Raw genomic sequence first — 17,109 nt, 5'->3', positions numbered from 1 at the left:
CATTTATCAATATTGCAAGGAGAGAACCATGAGCACATCACCTTCTTTCAAGCGCTTACCCGTAACCGTTTTATCGGGCTTTCTCGGCGCTGGAAAAACCACCCTACTTAGCCATCTACTCAATAACCGTGACGGTCTACGCATTGCCGTGATCGTCAACGATATGAGTGAAATCAACATTGATGCGGCATTTGTCGCCCAAGAAGTCTCGCTTAACCGCGGCGAAGAAAAGCTGGTCGAAATGAGCAACGGCTGCATCTGCTGCACCCTGCGCGAAGACTTATTAATCGAAGTACGGAAACTTGCCGAAGCCAATAAGTTTGATTACTTAGTAATTGAATCGACTGGTATTTCGGAACCACTCCCCGTCGCGGAAACCTTTACCTTTGCCGACGAAGAAGGTGTCAGCCTATCGGACATTGCCACACTCGACACCATGGTCACTGTGGTGGATGCGGTGAACTTTCTAAAAGACTACAACGCTGCTCAGAGCTTAAAAGAAACCGGCGAATCCCTTGGTGAAGATGACGAGCGCAATGTCGCTGACTTGCTAGTCGACCAAGTTGAGTTTGCAGACTTATTGTTGATCAGCAAAATCGACCTTGTCAGTGAAGCCGAACTCAATGAGTTGAAAGCTATCTTACGCAGCTTAAACAGCCTCGCTGAAATCCTCCCAATGGAACGCGGCCAAGTAGCGAATGAGAAGCTCTTGGGCACTGGCCTTTTTAACTTTGAAAAAGCTCAACAAGCCCCAGGCTGGCTCGCCGAAATGCGCGGTGAACACACCCCCGAAACAGAAGAATACTGCATCGGCAGCTTTAGCTTCGTGGCACGTAAACCGTTTCATCCCGAGCGCTTTCACAACTTCCTACACAGCACGGAGCAATACGGTAAATTGATCCGTTCCAAAGGTTATTTCTGGCTCGCGTCTCGCCCAGAGTTTGCCGGTCAATGGAGCCAAGCGGGCGGCATTGCCCAATACGGATTTGCAGGCATGTTCTGGCATGCGGTGCCACGCCAATACTGGCCACAGGATGAAGAATCCCTAGCGATCATTAAAGACAGCTGGGTCGAACCGTTTGGCGATATGCGCCAAGAGTTGGTCTTTATCGGCCAGAACCTTGATAAGGAAGCCATGACCCAAGCTTTAGAAGCTGCCTTACTCACTGAAGACGAGTTGCTACAAGGTAAAGACTCTTGGCTGGAGCTTGAAGACCCCTTCCCAGAATGGCAACCAGGAGCCGCAGCGTGAGTATATTAGCCGAAACCTTTGGCCCTTTGCCAACTCCGCAGGCTCAAGTCAGTAATGAATTATCTGGCCTTGCGGGTATTTACCAAGATGGCGTGAATATGATGGTATGGCAGCGTGAGCTGGATACCGAGACCCAGCAAGCGGTGCGCGCCGTCCTAGAAGCAGGAGATAACTTTTCTCTCAACCAAATTGTCACCCCAGACAATGTCACAAAATCGTTAGAACGAGGCTTACCAAACGTTCCTGAGCGAGAGGCTTTGATTCGCGATATCGCTTTATTAGTCGATGCTTACTGCTGTCTATTTGATATTGATACCGCGGGGCTTCGTCTCACTCAAGTAAACAGCGCCATGTGCCCACGCTTTCATGTGGATCAAGTGCCTTGTCGTTTGATTACTACCTATCAAGGCCCCGCGACCCAATGGCTGGAAGAAGGCAGCTTAAACCGTCAAAAGCTTGGCCGCGGTAGCAATGGTCAACCGGACCGCTCATCAGGCCTGATTAAAGCCGATGCAACGATTCAGCAAATTAGCGTCGGCGATGTAGCTTTGTTAAAGGGTGAACGCTGGGAAGGTAATGAGGGCCGTGGGATAGTACATCGTTCTCCAGCAGTAGCCGCAGGTCAATACCGTTTATTGCTGACATTGGACATGGCATAAAAAGACCGTTTAAAAACTCTATCTGATCGTTCTGTAACGGCCTTCACCTCTTACTGAACTTTCATCAACCATAAAAAAACCCGAGATTGCTATCTCGGGTTTTTTATCAACAAGTCATTGAGACGTTTCGAAAGAATTCTTTCTAATTCGTCACATTGACCTCGCATAGCATATGCTACTGATGCTCTTCGTTACGACAAATCAGCCACTTCGCGTTCGACGAGTTTTTTCACTTGCTCTTCGTCTGCAACGAAACTTTCGCTGTCTTTACGAAGCGATTTCACAAGACCAAACATCATGGCAATGATAACGAAAGTAAACGGCAGTGCCCCTGCAATGGAAGCAGCTTGTAAAGCTTTTAATGCCTCGCTTCCGCCCATTAAAAGAATCATTAGAGTCACTACACCTAGCAGGCTACCCCAAAGGATACGTTGCTGGATAGGTGGACGGCGACCAAATGACAGTAGTCGACCTAGAACTAACGTCCCTGAATCGGCAGCAGTGACAAAGAAAACGACAACTACAATTAGCGCACAGAACTTGGCAATCGTCGCTCCAACCCCTGGCGTTAGTACTTCAAACGCCGTAAATAAGGTGCCTGCGTAATCCCAATTGTTTACTGCAGTATTGTAGATACTCATGTCTGCGCCGTAGATCGATTCATAGATGCCTGCTGAACCAATCACACTGAACCAAACCAAGGAAACTAATGTTGGGATAAATACAACACCCATGACAAACTCACGGATAGTACGACCACGAGAGATACGCGCAATGAACATGCCGACGAAAGCAGACCATGCAATCCACCATCCCCAGTAGAAAATCGTCCATCCACCCTGCCAAGTTTGTTCTTCACTACTACGAGCCGTCCAAAGCGTCATAGACAATGCTTGTGAAGCGTAGTCACCCAGTGTCGTTAGGCTGTTGGCAATCAAGTAGTTAGCATTTGACGCTAAAAGGAAATACAAAATAATAGCGATACAAATGTAGCTATTAAATTGTGACAACATGTTGATACCTTTTGCGACACCACTGGTAGCAGATAAGGTGGCAATCACGGTAATGAAAACAATAGAAAGTACTGTTACTGTGGTCGACTTTTCGGTTAATAGGTTAAGTGAGATAAGTCCAGAGCTAATCTGCTCTACCCCGAGACCTAATGTCGTCGCAATACCAAATATGGTTCCGAAAACAGCCAATATATCAACAGCATGTCCAATCGGGCCATAAATTCTATTACCAATTAACTGATAAAGCGCAGAACGAATAGAAAGAGGTAGACCTTTGCGGAACGCAAAGTAAGCCAACGACAAACCGACTATGGCATACATCCCCCAAGCCACAGCGCCCCAGTGGAATACTGTTAACGTTAAACCGCCAACAGCTGCTTCAGCCACTAAATCACTCGGAACAGGGAAGCCTGCATCACCAGGCAACAAGCCTGCTGCCAGAGCTGCCTGTTTTGCTTCAAAGAAGCTGCCCACAGCGGCTTTAACTTCGGAACTCATGAAGGGGTTACCACCGCTCCAACTGCTGGCAAAATGTATCATAGGTTCTGACATGGAGAAGAACAGCATGCCGGCACCCGTACCACAGCCGAAAAGCATAGAGAACCAAGCAAAGTTCGAAAACTCAGGTTTTTCGTCATCTCTGCCTAATCGAATACCGCCCACTTTACTGATCATCAAGGTTGCGCAAATCACGAATGCCAGCAACATCACAATAATGTAATACCAGCCTAAGGTTTCTTCGATCCAACTCTTAATACCAAGGAACTGCTGGCTAGCAACTTCACCAAGCAGGATGGTATAGAGAATAAATACAACCACCATTACTAAGGCGGTTATTCCTAGAGTTGCATTGAGCCCTTTTAATACCCCTCGCTGGGTAATAAGAGCGTCTATCTGTTTATCTTTAAGCATTGGTAACCTCTTTATTTTTTTTATAGTTCCAGTGTTATCCTATAAATCTAAAAGGGATATAACAAATTAGAAAAATTAGGTCATTTCATAACAGGATTAATGGCTTACTAATCATGGCTTATAAGTTAGATCCCCCCTGTGGACTTTAAGAAATCGTTTGACTAACTAGGCAAGTACTCTTTACTCCAACCTAAGCTGGCAATATTGGCCTCAATCATGTCCGCTATTTCCGTTTCGCTATAGCCGACACTGGCCAAAATTTCTTTGGTTGAATTACCAAACTTTTCCGTAGGCGCTATGGCTCGTATTGCCGCCCTACTAGGTCGAATGGAGTAGTGGTCAATTTGGGTGAAGCAATGTCCACTCGGATGATCTGGATAAATTGAGAACGCATAGCTACCAAAATGGGTACCCACTTCACCATCGTGTATACGGCTGTAGTCATGGCGCAGCGTTTCTATTGAGTTGGGTTCAGCTACGGCAACATCCGCCCCTCTCAGTAAATTGAGCCAATGTGAAGTCGCTGCTTGTTTAAAGGCATGTTTTAAATACGCATGTAAATCAGGCGTATCACCCAGCTCTGTTAGACCCTCTAAAGATTTCAATTTTTCAAACTCATTTTGGTCTGAGTCTAAGAAGATCCAGCCATCCATTGTTTCGTAAAAATGTGACAGAGGGTGATTACCTAATACTTCGCGACCAGACGCCTCATTGAATGGCTCTCTTCCTTGGTAGTCAAACATAAAGGGAATTTGCGCCATATTCGTCACAGCAGAAAGTGAGGTTCTCACTCGGCTGACTTGACCCGTGACTAGCTGATGGTACATCGAGAGTGCCATCCCCATGCCCGCAGCAAAACCACAGTTCACATCTAGCGTCCCAACATGGGCGTGCTCTTCAGGCGTTTCACTGCCACCAAAACGCATCATGATGCCGCTGTTTGCCTGAATAATATCGTCGTAGCCGATGTAATCAGTCTTAGGACCTCTTAATGGACCACCGAAACAATCTAGACGACAAAACAGTACATTTGGGTTCACCTCAAGTAGGCTTTTTGAATCCAGACCAAGGCTTGCAAGTTGACGCTCAGGAGCATTGATGAGTACAAGATCAACGGACTTTATGAGTCGATTGAGTACTTCTCGACCTTTTTCGGTCATGATATTAACCAACGCTTTCTTTTTACCCATGTCGGTTTGAAAGCTGTACAGACATCCGATCAGCGGATCATAAAGAGGCGTCACTGGATCCAGTTTAATCACATCAACACCAAAGCGCCCTAGATAAGCCGCCGAATGTGGGCCGGCAATCACGTTGGTTAGATCAAGCACTTTTTTACCCGCTAACCAGCCTTTCTGCACTGGGTTACTGGCAATATTCTTTTGAGGTGCATTGAGTTTAAACGGTGGCGTAGTGCTGCTTAAACTATGTAACGCTGTCTCAAAATCAACAAATTCTCTGCCCTTTGCTTGCATGAAAGCCGCTGCATTATGCTCGAACCAAACTAGCGGTCCAGGCTGCTTCATCAAGCCATACTCAGGATCGTCCACCTCAATAATTAAGCCCGCTTGGTTAGTATGCTCGTCATGTAACCACTCTTTAGTCGTGCGCTGGGACGCACCAGGAATGCCGACTTCACCAAAAATACGATGCCATTCTTCAGCGGATTTGGTCAGGAAGGCCTTCTTCATTTTTGCTGAGACTATCTTGGCCCATTTTTCAGGTAGAGGGTAAACACCAAGCGAGGTTTCACCGTCCCATTCATGAATCGGTGCATGTAAATCTTGTACTTCAGGAAAGCCTTCCGCCATCAACTCGTCGTAAACGCCTAAAGCCTGAAGAGCGCGCTTCGCATGGTTACGGTGCGACGGACATACACAGTAAAACTTTCTGCCATCAGCGCAATCATAGGTGCGGAAGAACGGATCTAAGTATTCTTGCAGCTCTTCATAAGTGAGATCCATTTCGATGTTATTTTCGCGACGGTACGCAATTTCATGCTCACGCATGGTTTTGTAGCGCTCTGGTAACTGATCAATCACAAAAGAATTGTAAGAAAGCCCTTCCATCAAGGCCGCCGCCACTGGGACTTCTATATGATCGCCTTGACCACTTTGAGCGCGTTCATACAAGGCCATGACAACTGAGCCAGCAGCAAGCGAGATGGCGTAAGAGGAGCCCAGAGGAACAGGAGAGAAACTCGGTTCAATACCCATAAGCACACGGTTAAATCCCATGTCGGTAAAGGAACCAGATGTCGCCGCGATAATGGCTTCTGTCGCTTTCCACTCGCGTCTTAACATGTCGTTACTGGCAAAACCGGGTATCGACAATGTGATCAGTTCAGGGCGCTTGGCTCGCAATTCCTCGAAATCAATGCCCAATCTAGCCAACACCCCTGGACGAAAGTTCTCAATCACAATGTCTGCTTGATCAATCAGTTGTCGTGCTTGATTAAGCCCTGCTTCAGACTTTAAGTTTAAGTTGATGCATTGTTTGTTGCGATTTAACACAGCATTGGCAGGGCTAACCCACTGAGGGCCTTGCGGTGGGTCAACATGAATCACTGTTGCACCAAGGTCGGCGAGTATCATGGCAACAGCGGGAGCAGCAATTTGTTGTCCAAAGTCTACGACTCGGACACCAATAAGAGGTAGTTGATTGTTATTATTCATCTCTATTGATCCTGTGTAAAAAGCTTCTTTTAACTGAATAAAGAAAACCAGTACGTGTAAATTTTATTGACCTATGTTGGTAATCGAGACTAAGCCACAAGTCAGTACCGTTGAGATCAGCACAGGAGGCATACTAGAAGTGCTCTTAAATGGCGACTAGCAATAAAAAAAAGACCTATGGGTAAATTTTTTTTATGTCTTGAAATGCAAAGAAACGATAAAAATCTCAACCTATTGATAACAAAAGAAATATTGCAAATTCATCATAATAAAAAGGTGAAAGCTATAAAAATACTTAACTCTAAGGGTGATTTTTTATTGCTTTAAAGGCTACAACTTATTCATAACAATGACGTTGTTTCGCAACCTTTGGTTGCGGTTATTTAGGGTGTTTCTTAACGCATTAACGTTCCATGTTGGAAGTGTTAAGAGATGAGCCTAGGACAAATAAAATAACAATAAGTGGAGCCGATATGTCTAACCAAATCATTCTACCGCGTATCATGCAGGTAGGAGAAAATGCCAGCTTAGAAATCCCGACTATTCTGGGCAGTTTGGGGTGTACTCGCCCTCTCATCATCACCGACAAAATGATGGTTGAACTTGGCTACGCTCGACAAGTTCAGTCTTGCCTAGAGGAGCATCAAATCACCTCGGAGGTCTTTGATAATACGGTACCCGAGCCGACCGTAAGCTCAATTCAAGCGGGAGTCGAGGCCGTCCGTAATGGCAATTACGACAGTATTATTGCGCTAGGCGGCGGTAGCCCGATTGATAGCGCCAAGGCGATTAGTATCTTGGGGAAATTTGGCGGCGAAATGCGCGATTACAAATTCCCAAGAATCGTCAATGAAGTTGGCTTACCTATCATTGCCGTACCTACCACAGCGGGTACCGGCACAGAAGTAACACGCTTCACCATCATCACCGACGAGACCAACGATGAAAAGATGCTGTGCGTTGGTGTTGGCTTTATGCCAATCGCCGCCTTGGTCGATTATAAACTGACCCTAAGCTTACCGGCTCGAATTACCGCTGACACAGGCATTGATGCTTTGACCCATGCGATGGAAGCCTACGTCAGTAAAAAAGCAAGCCCTTACAGTGACAGTCAAGCCATTGCGGCTATGAAGTTAATCGGCCCTAACCTTCGCCGTGTGTATCACGATGGCAGCGATAAAAAAGCACGTGAAGCCATGATGTTAGGCTCGACATTAGCGGGGGTTGCCTTTTCCAACGCTTCTGTCGCCTTAGTGCATGGCATGAGCCGACCTATTGGCGCTGCTTTCCATGTTCCTCACGGGCTATCCAATGCCATGCTATTGCCCGCTGTTACCGAGTTTTCTATTCCAAGTGCCGTTGAAAAATACGCCGATTGTGCCCGAGCCATTGGTGTCGCAACTCAAGCCGATAGCGATGAAGAAGCTAACCAGAAACTGATGGCCGAACTGCGCGCCCTTAATGACGAATTACAGGTGCCAACACCTGAACAATTTGGCATCAGCCGACAGCAGTTTTTTGACTTGATGCCAACCATGGCAGAGCAAGCATTGGCGTCCGGTTCGCCAAATAATAATCCCATCGTGCCGACGGCAGAACAGATCATCGACATTTATAAACAGCTTTGGTGAGTGACCATAACGTAACGTCATCGCCTAATTGAATAAGTAACATGCTAACAATATTTGAGGAAAAACAATGAACACCATCGGACACCTAATTAATGGCCAACTAGTCTCCACTGCTCAACGTATGCAAGATGTTTTCAACCCTGCAACTGGAGAGGTCTCAAAACAAGTAGCTTTAGCGCCAAAGGAAACCGTAGAAGACGCTATTGCTGCCGCGCAAGCCGCTTTCCCTGCGTGGCGCGACACACCGCCACTTAAGCGTGCTCGCGTCATGTTTCGCTTCAAAGAGCTGCTTGAGCAAAACGCAGATAAAATCTGTGAGATGATCGGCCAAGAACACGGCAAAATTTGTCATGATGCGGCGGGTGAACTGCAACGTGGTATTGAAAACGTTGAATTTGCCTGCGGCGCGCCTGAGCTACTAAAAGGCGAGTTCAGTAAAAATGTTGGTCCTAATATTGATTCTTGGAGTGAGTTTCAACCACTAGGTGTAGTCGCTGGTATCACTCCTTTTAACTTCCCTGCCATGGTACCGATGTGGATGTTCCCGCTGGCCATTGTTTGCGGCAACACTTTCGTTCTTAAGCCATCAGAAAGAGACCCTAGCTCAACACTCTATATTGCTCAATTACTGCATGAAGCAGGCTTGCCAGAAGGCGTGCTGAATGTCGTAAACGGCGATAAAGAAGCGGTAGATGTACTCTTGACGGATAAACGCGTTCAAGCAGTAAGCTTTGTCGGCTCAACACCGATTGCCGAATACATTTACGCAACTGCCAGCGCTAATGGTAAGCGCTGCCAAGCATTAGGTGGCGCTAAAAACCATGCCATTGTGATGCCTGATGCGGACATGGACAATGCCGTAAACCAATTGCTAGGTGCCGCGTTTGGCTCCTCTGGCGAGCGTTGCATGGCACTATCGGTTGCGGTTGCGGTAGGAGATGAAGCGGCGGATACCTTAGTAGCTAAGATGCAAGCCGCTATGAAAAATCTAACCGTGGGTGAGTACAGCGACAAAAACAATGATTTTGGTCCTGTTATTACACGTGCACACCAACAGAAAGTTGTCGGTTACATCAACAGTGCCGAAGCTGATGGCGCGACAGTGATTGTAGATGGTCGAGAGCCAAGCATTTCCGGTTACGAAAATGGCTTCTTTGTTGGTGCAACACTGATCGACGGTGTAACCCCTACGATGCAAAGCTATCAAGAAGAAATTTTTGGGCCTGTGTTGCAAGTTGTTCGCGTTGCCACTATGGAAGAGGCAATGCAGCTGATTAACGATCACGAGTACGGTAATGGTACCTGTATCTTTACCCGTGACGGAGAAGCGGCTCGCTACTTCTCAACTCACATTCAAGTGGGCATGGTCGGCATCAACGTTCCTCTGCCAGTTCCAGTTGCTTATCATAGCTTTGGTGGCTGGAAGCGCTCTTTATTCGGTGATCTTCATGCTTACGGGCCTGATGGCGTACGTTTCTACACTCGACGTAAAACCATCACGCAGCGCTGGCCGTCTAGCGGAGTACGTGAAGGCGTATCCTTCGCTTTCCCTAGCTAAAATAATACATTAGTAATAAAAAACTAGGCCTGTACCTGTATAGGCCTAGTTTTTTTATTTTAACGCCTGCTTAAAAATCTTACTTGGATGACTAAACAGTCGTTATGAATGAGTAGAATGGCGTAAATAGTGAGTGATAGGTCAGATAAAAAAGACGATAATTCAAGCTTCAATCATTAGAATTCCAACGACTGGTAATGAGCAATCTTGGACGCTCGTGGCCTGGTACATGTGAGAAGAATAACAATGAAAAAAAAGCTTCCCCCTCTTAACTGGCTTAGATCATTTGAAGTGTCTGCGCGCTACCTGAATTTCACACAGGCAGCACAAGAGCTCAATATGACGCAAGCAGCCGTTAGCCAACAAATCAAAGGATTAGAATCACAACTAGGCACCGAGCTATTCAAACGTTTACCAAGAGGCTTGGAGTTGACCAAAGCCGGGCGCGCTTATATCCCCATCGTGCATGAATCTATTGAGCGGCTGGCCGAGGTGACGGATGAATTATTTGGGCAAGGTCAGACACGTCCATTGACGATTCGCTCAAGTTTGGTTTTTTTTACGACGTGGTTAGCACCTAGACTCGGACATTTTAGAAAAACCTACCCGCAAGTTAAGCTGCGATTACCGACTAATATTTGGGTAGAAAGCCTTGATAAAGAGTCTGATATGGAAATTCGTTACGGCATGGGGGATTGGCCAGATTTACGCTGCGACAGACTAACATGGGACGACCTCGTGCCGGTATGCAGCCCTCACCTATTAAAGGATTCCATCGCGCTAACAACCCCAGACCAGCTGTCCGAGCATACATTATTACATGTAGATGGCTACAACGAAGGATGGGGATACTGGCTTAATAAGACCGGCGTTCAGCATATTGACCCTTCTCAGGGCATTCATTTTGATACCTTAATCTCGGCACTCGAAATGGCCAAAGCAGGTGAAGGAGTTGCATTAGGGCGAAGCTCTTTAATTAAAGATATGATCGCCACAGGGCAATTGGTGGCTCCCTTTGAACATAAAGTACCAACCAACGAAGCCTTCTACCTCGTTAGCCCTAGCAAGGGCTTTGAACATCCTAACGCAGAGCAGTTCCGAGCTTGGCTACTCGAGGAAGTGGAGCAAAACAAAAGCCATTATCCATCCTGAAAAAGGGCCAATAGGTTCATCCGTTTTTTTGATTCGCGCCACACAGCACAAAAGAGCGGTTACGACAATCAGGCCTAGTACAATGCGCGGGAAGAACTGCGCATCAAACAAAGAATCGCCAAAGCTAAACACCTGCACTTGGGTTTCTAACGTCCAGAAACCTAGACCCGCAAAACTAGCCAATATCAGGCAAATGAGTGACTGTAAGCCACTCTTTGCCCATAGCTGTGAAACATGGGAGTTCATTACTTCTGACTCAACTCTTTAGCAACATTGCGATAGGTTTCAAGGTTAGATTGAATGATTTCACCCAATTTGTCTCCGCTCATCACCCTAACAGGCTGATTCAGCTTGTTCATAAAGGTTTGGAATTCATCCGATGTAGCGACTTTGGTAAAAGCAGTTTCTAGCTTTTTGACAATCTCAGGGGCAGTACCCGCGGGAGCCATGATGCCTACCACTGATGGGAATTCGACGTTATAGCCAGCCTCTTTTAAGGTCGGAACGGACGCAAAGTCAGGATCACGACTGTCATCCAACACACCTAACAGTCTCAGCTTTGAGTCTAAAACCAAATCACGGTAAGCCGGAACTAGGGCGACATCTACGTGGTTGCCTAATAGAGCCGCTGTGGCAGCGCCAGCACCGTTAAACGGTACATGCTTGAGTTTGGCACCCGTTTCTCGAGCGATTAATTCAAACGATAAATGAGGCCCGCCCATAGCGCCTGCCGTTCCATAACTAATGGACTTATCTGACTTGGCGGCCTTCATTAACTCATCAAACGACTGGTAAGGGCTATCCGCCTGCACCAACACCCCATGGTAAGGACCTGAATAATTTAAAATAGGCGTGAAGTCTTGCACCGAATCGTAGCCAACCGGACGCACTGCAGGGGTCACAAATAAAGGGGAAGAAGTGGTGGCAATCAGTGTGTAGCCATCTGCTTTAGCATTGGCGACGGCTCGCATGGCGTTTGTGCCGCTGGCACCGGGGCGATTCTCTACAACAATCGGTTGTCCAAGCTCCCCTTCCGCTAAACTAGAAAGCTTGCGAGCTGAGATGTCTGTTGTCCCACCCGCACCATATGGCACTACAACAGTGATTGGGTGAGTGGGAAAATCATCAGCGTATACACTTGAGGTACTGACTAATAGAGCCATCGCTGAACATTTAATCAGTTTTGAGCTAGATAGTTTCATTATTTAAGTTCTCGCATTTTCTGTTTATTTTTATATGGCGTGACATACGATGGGGTTAACCAATAACAAGTCGGCTAACAAAGCACATCTACATAGCAAAATTATTATTGTATATAATCAATAAATTCCAATAGTATTTTATTTGAAATCGATAAATATGAATGATCAATTAGAGTTGCGTGATCTTATATACTTTCAGCGCATTGCCACGCTGGGCCATGTTGGCAAAGCCGCTGAGCAACTTCATAAAACCCAACCCGCGTTAACAGGCAGCATTCGCCGATTAGAGCGTACTCTAAATACACGACTATTTGAAAAAGATGGCCGTAATATTCAGCTGACGGCGGCGGGAAAATTATTGTTGCAGAGATCGCAATCGATACTCGCAAGCGTGCAAGATGTTGCCGAAGAGATCAAAGAGCTAGAGTCCGGTGAGAAAGGCCAAGTGAAGCTTGGATTAGTGCCTACTGCAGCGCATCACATACTATTACCGATCATTCATATTCTCACGCGAGACTTCCCCAACATTCAGCTAAAAACCGTCATTGGGCAAACCGATTTTCTCTACGAAAAGCTCAGAGAACGTGAGCTTGATCTGGTCATTGGTCTGTATGGTGAATTAGACGACAATTTTGAATGTGTGCCTTTTTATCAAGATACGATGGTTGTCGTCGCCAATAGTTCACATGACATTTTCAAAGAGGACATTAGCCTCGCACGCCTTGTAAACTTTAAATGGATCTTAGCACCCAGCTCCGTTATGAGCCGCCAATGGCTTGATCGGGCTTTCGATCTGCATGGTTTCAGCAAACCTGAAGTGCAAATTGAAACAAATTTATTGCTTATGATTCCTTCCGTTATTATGAAGACGGAATTGCTGAGTTTTATTTCTAGACGGAACTTAGAAAGTGTCGATACCAGCAAAAAGCATCTCAAAGAAGTTCCCATCGCAGAGCTAAGCATGGATAGATTCTACAATGTCATCAGCCGTAGAGAAGGCTACCTGTCTCCTGCCGCGAAATGCCTAAGGGACATATTCATCCAACAAGGCCGACGTATATTTGATGGCAACTAAATGTAAAATGATCCAACTAAACCCAGTATTTCAATATGCATTGCGCACCAAATTGCGTCAGACGCACTTAAAGTGAGCGCTCGATTTACCGCATCCAAAAAAATCAACATAATAATCAGGAATCGAACATTCTCACGTGAATTTCGTTACACATTGCTCTATGAATTTCCAACGTTACAAGCACCATGTAACTCATTGATAATTATATAAATAAAAAAAGCATATTTTTTTATTCGGCCTTAACAGCGCAATTGAGCAAGAAAATCTCAAGCTTGGCACAGTAAGTGCTTTTAAAAATTATGTTCGTACCCTTGGAAAGTCGAACATCACAATATAGAAAATAGAGAGCTAGGGTTCCGATGTCATTTGTTAATGGCGTGACTGGTCCGAGAGCTTTCGACCTTGAAGTTTCAAGGTTACACGGCGGGACAAAAGCCCGGGAGACCACATGGCGATTATTGCCAAGGGTACTCCATGTGTAATTAAACAAACTGAAAAGGTAACTTCCTATGAAATTCCCCACGAAAAAAGTTTCCGCTCTACTGTTTGCTCTCGCCGCGTCTACCCCAACTCTTGCGCAAGATAATTTCAAAGTCTGCTGGTCAATCTATGCAGGCTGGATGCCATGGGCCTACGCTAGCCAATCAGGCATTATCAATAAGTGGGCAGATAAGTACGATATTTCTATTGACGTTGTCCAGATCAATGATTATGTCGAATCAATGAACCAATACACTGCAGGTCAATTTGACGCATGTACCATGGCACAAATGGATGCGCTAACCATTCCGGCCGTAGGCGGCGTCGACAGTACCGTTCTGATCGCCGGGGACTACTCCAATGGCAACGACGCGATTATCCTCTTTGACAAAGACTCACTCGAAGACATCAAAGGCCAGCGCGTTAACTTGGTGGAATACAGTGTCTCTCATTACCTACTAGCGCGCGGCTTAGAATCAGTCGGCATGAGTGAGCGCGACGTTCAAGTAGTCAACACATCTGACGCGGACCTACTGTCAGTGTTTGGGTCTGGGGATATCAACGCCACGGTGACTTGGAATCCTTTGGTCAGTGAAATCCTTTCAATGCCCAAAACCAAAGATGTCTTCAACTCGTCACAAATTCCTGGCGAAATTATTGATGGCCTTATCGTGAATACGGACACGTTGAGGGCCAATCCAGCTCTTGGAAAAGCTTTAACGGGGGCTTGGTATGAAATCATGGCGAACATGTCTGGCAACGACGAGAACGCCAAAGAAGTGCGCACCATGATGGCGGAAGCGGCAGAAACAGATCTAGAAGGTTATGACGCGCAACTGGCCAAAACCCACATGTACTACACCCCCGAAGCAGCCCTTGAGTTGGTCAACAGCCCTAAATTGGTTGAAACCATGACCCACGTGGCCGAGTTCTCTTTTGAGCACGGTCTGTTAGGGGAAGGCGCCCCCAGTGCCGACATCGTCGGCATTGAAATGCCTGCTGGCGTGTATGGGGATCCCAACAATATCAAACTACGTTTCGATAACACTTACATGCAAATGGCCGCTGACGGACAACTGTAAGCTCCTCTCAGGCGCGCTGAGCTCAACCATGATCCAGCGCGTTCTTAAGAACTTTTGCAGGAAGACGTTTGTATGAAAAAATTGATTAACCACACGCCGTCATCGGCCAACCAAGTCTTACTCGGGTTGCTGCCTTTTGCGATCTTGCTGATTGCCTACATGATCGGTTCCGATGCCCGGTTGGCCATCAACCCAAGCGATAAGCTACTGCCCTCGTTTGGGCAAATGGGCGAGGCGATGTATCGCTTAGCCTTTGAGCCAAGCCGTCGTACTGGGGAGTTGGTGTTTTGGCAAGACACCCTGAGCAGCCTGATGCGCCTGTTTGCTGGGGTGGGTATTGCCGCTATCTTTGGGTTATGCATTGGCGTCCTGACTGGAGCATTACCCATACTATTTGCCAGTTTTGCTCCGTTGCTAACGGTCATTTCCTTGATTCCGCCTCTCGCAATACTGCCAATTCTGTTTATCGTGATTGGTCTGGGAGAAGCCTCCAAAATCACACTCATTGCCATAGGTGTAGCGCCGTTTATTGCGCGAGATATTCAGCGCCGCACACAAGAGATCCCGAGCGAACAACTGGTTAAAGCTCAAACTTTAGGGGCGAGTACGCCTCAAATCTTAATTCGAGTATTACTTCCTCAGGTTATGCCGAAGTTGATCGACGCCATACGCTTGTCACTTGGCGCGGGCTGGTTGTTTTTAATCGCCGCAGAAGCCATCTCTTCAACCGACGGCTTGGGCTATCGCATATTCCTAGTACGACGCTACATGTCAATGGATGTGATCTTACCGTATGTGGCTTGGATTACGCTCTTGGCTTTCTTGATTGATTACCTCTTAAGCGCCATCAATTCTCGACTGTACCCTTGGAATGCGGAGGGCAAATCATGAGCCAGCCTTTTATTGAAGCGCGTAATATCGGTAAGCAATACGGCCAAGACATTATCTTGGAAAACGTCACCACGACTGTTGAAGAAGGCGAATTCATTACACTGGTCGGCGCTTCCGGTTGCGGCAAGAGCACTTTTCTAAAAATGATCCTCGGCACTGAACAGCCCTCCTCAGGTGAGTTGTTGCTGAATGGCGAGCCCATGCCAAACGAGCCAGGCCCTGATCGCGGCATTGTCTTCCAACAATACTCGGTCTTCCCTCATATGACGGTATTGGAAAACGTCGTCGCAGCGAAAGGCTTTCAAAAAGCGTCTTTGACTGGTTATTTATTTGGAAACGAGAAGCGCCAAGCACGCCAAGAAGCCGCTGAGATGCTGACGCAAGTTGGCTTGAGTCATGCCCTAAACCGTTACCCACATGAGCTTTCTGGAGGTATGAAACAGCGCTTAGCCATCGCTCAGGCGGTCATCTGTAAACCTCGCATTTTACTTCTAGATGAGCCCTTTGGCGCACTGGACCCTGGCATTCGAGCTGACATGCATCGGCTCATTCTCGATTTGTGGCGCACTCATAAACTCACCATTTTTATGGTGACGCATGATCTTAAAGAAGGCTTCTATCTCGGCACCCGTTTATGGGTATTTGACAAACTACGTCATGACCCACATGCCCCCAACGCCTACGGAGCATCGATCACTTACGACTTACCTGTGGATGCCACACAAGACAGTCTTTATCAAGAAATTGACGATCAGCTTCGCCCAACAAAAAGCACCACTATGACAGCAGATCTCACGGAGAGACCAACATGACACATTATGAAACCCTTATCCCACCCGCAAGCCATTGGTCTTTGCGCGTGCGTCGCGGAACACAAATCACCTTGACCGACCTCGAAGGCGACGCCAACGTCGGCATGGTGTTTTACAACCCAGAAAACCTATTAGAGCGTTACAACGCTCCCGATACTTTAAAAGCTCAGCATACCTTCAAATTAACCGAAGGACATTGCCTCTACTCCGACATGGGTCGCGTCTTTGCGTCCATTATTAAAGACTCGGTGGGCTGGCACGAAACGGTCAGCGGCAATAGCCATGCGAGCCATATCGAAGCCAAATGGGGGGCTCGAGACTACCAATCAGACCGTAATGATTGGCACCAAAATGGCCATGATGCGATGCTGGTAGAAATGGCTAAATACGGTCTCACCCAAGCGGATTTAACCGCCAACCTCAATCTTTTCAGCAAGGTGCAGACCGATGCGGAAGGCAATATGACACTTGCCCAGAACAATAGCCCCGCTGGCAGTCACATCACGCTGCGCTTTGAGATGGACACGTTGGTGATCTTACACACCTGCCCTCACCCACTCAGCCAAGCCGAACACTACCCACGCAAACCCGTGAAACTATTACTGGAAAAAGCCGCGCCAGTGGCTGAAGACGACTTCTGTAAAAACTCTCGCCCAGAGAACCAACGCGGCTTTGCTAACAATGACTTGTACCATTTCGGACTGGAGGCCTAACT

Annotated in this window: 13 protein-coding genes and 1 riboswitch; of the genes, 10 read left to right on the top strand and 3 right to left on the bottom strand. The window is 46.9% G+C overall.

Annotation, left to right across the window (positions count from 1 at the left end):
- The first annotated feature begins 28 nt into the window (after positions 1-28).
- Positions 29-1,252, top strand: coding sequence for a zinc metallochaperone GTPase ZigA (gene zigA / locus ASC49_RS11760; RefSeq protein WP_055463444.1), 1,224 nt, complete (start codon positions 29-31; stop codon positions 1,250-1,252).
- The gene (locus tag ASC49_RS11755) at positions 1,249-1,911 is read left to right on the top strand and encodes a DUF1826 domain-containing protein (protein ID WP_245624702.1); all 663 of its coding nucleotides are present in this window, start codon (positions 1,249-1,251) and stop codon (positions 1,909-1,911) included. The genes zigA and ASC49_RS11755 overlap by 4 nt, the downstream gene beginning before the upstream one ends.
- A 191-nt stretch (positions 1,912-2,102) precedes the next feature.
- On the opposite strand, the gene ASC49_RS11750 is transcribed toward ASC49_RS11755, so the two are convergent.
- Positions 2,103-3,836, bottom strand: a complete 1,734-nt coding sequence (locus ASC49_RS11750) for a BCCT family transporter (protein ID WP_055463442.1) — start codon at positions 3,834-3,836, stop codon at positions 2,103-2,105.
- Positions 3,837-3,997: 161 nt separating this feature from the next.
- A complete protein-coding gene (locus tag ASC49_RS11745) occupies positions 3,998-6,511 on the bottom strand; it encodes a CoA transferase (protein WP_055463441.1) in 2,514 nt (837 codons plus the stop codon).
- Positions 6,512-6,984: 473 nt separating this feature from the next.
- On the opposite strand from ASC49_RS11745, the gene ASC49_RS11740 reads away from it, so the two are divergent.
- From ASC49_RS11740 to gcvA, 3 genes are all read left to right on the top strand, one after another.
- Positions 6,985-8,142, top strand: coding sequence for an iron-containing alcohol dehydrogenase (locus ASC49_RS11740; protein ID WP_055463440.1), 1,158 nt, complete (start codon positions 6,985-6,987; stop codon positions 8,140-8,142).
- Between the two features lie 67 nt (positions 8,143-8,209).
- A complete protein-coding gene (locus tag ASC49_RS11735; protein WP_055463439.1) occupies positions 8,210-9,700 on the top strand; it encodes a CoA-acylating methylmalonate-semialdehyde dehydrogenase in 1,491 nt (496 codons plus the stop codon).
- A 246-nt stretch (positions 9,701-9,946) separates the two neighbouring features.
- Complete coding sequence (gene gcvA, locus ASC49_RS11730) at positions 9,947-10,852, top strand: transcriptional regulator GcvA (RefSeq protein WP_055463438.1); 906 nt, start codon at positions 9,947-9,949, stop codon at positions 10,850-10,852.
- Between the two features lie 245 nt (positions 10,853-11,097).
- On the opposite strand, the gene ASC49_RS11720 is transcribed toward gcvA, so the two are convergent.
- The gene (locus ASC49_RS11720) at positions 11,098-12,054 is read right to left on the bottom strand and encodes a Bug family tripartite tricarboxylate transporter substrate binding protein (protein ID WP_082443822.1); all 957 of its coding nucleotides are present in this window, start codon (positions 12,052-12,054) and stop codon (positions 11,098-11,100) included.
- Positions 12,055-12,211: 157 nt separating this feature from the next.
- On the opposite strand from ASC49_RS11720, the gene ASC49_RS11715 reads away from it, so the two are divergent.
- The 5 genes from ASC49_RS11715 to ASC49_RS11695 all read left to right on the top strand — a co-directional run bounded on the left by ASC49_RS11715 (position 12,212) and on the right by ASC49_RS11695 (position 17,107).
- Complete coding sequence (locus tag ASC49_RS11715; protein WP_055463436.1) at positions 12,212-13,129, top strand: LysR family transcriptional regulator; 918 nt, start codon at positions 12,212-12,214, stop codon at positions 13,127-13,129.
- A 337-nt stretch (positions 13,130-13,466) separates the two neighbouring features.
- Positions 13,467-13,574, top strand: a riboswitch (guanidine-I (ykkC/yxkD leader).
- Between the two features lie 64 nt (positions 13,575-13,638).
- Positions 13,639-14,691, top strand: coding sequence for a putative urea ABC transporter substrate-binding protein (locus ASC49_RS11710; RefSeq protein WP_055463435.1), 1,053 nt, complete (start codon positions 13,639-13,641; stop codon positions 14,689-14,691).
- A 72-nt stretch (positions 14,692-14,763) separates the two neighbouring features.
- The gene (locus ASC49_RS11705) at positions 14,764-15,582 is read left to right on the top strand and encodes an ABC transporter permease (RefSeq protein WP_055463434.1); all 819 of its coding nucleotides are present in this window, start codon (positions 14,764-14,766) and stop codon (positions 15,580-15,582) included.
- Positions 15,579-16,394: an ABC transporter ATP-binding protein gene (locus ASC49_RS11700; RefSeq protein WP_055463433.1), complete on the top strand. Its 816-nt coding sequence runs from the start codon at positions 15,579-15,581 to the stop codon at positions 16,392-16,394. The genes ASC49_RS11705 and ASC49_RS11700 overlap by 4 nt, the downstream gene beginning before the upstream one ends.
- On the top strand, positions 16,391-17,107 hold the full coding sequence (locus ASC49_RS11695; protein WP_055463432.1) for an urea amidolyase associated protein UAAP1: 717 nt from the start codon (positions 16,391-16,393) through the stop codon (positions 17,105-17,107). Before ASC49_RS11700 ends, ASC49_RS11695 begins: the two co-directional genes overlap by 4 nt.
- The last annotated feature ends 2 nt before the right edge of the window (positions 17,108-17,109 follow it).

The organism is Marinomonas fungiae, assembly GCF_001418205.1.
Lineage (GTDB): Bacteria > Pseudomonadota > Gammaproteobacteria > Pseudomonadales > Marinomonadaceae > Marinomonas > Marinomonas fungiae.
This window is presented reverse-complemented; position numbering and strand designations above follow the sequence as displayed.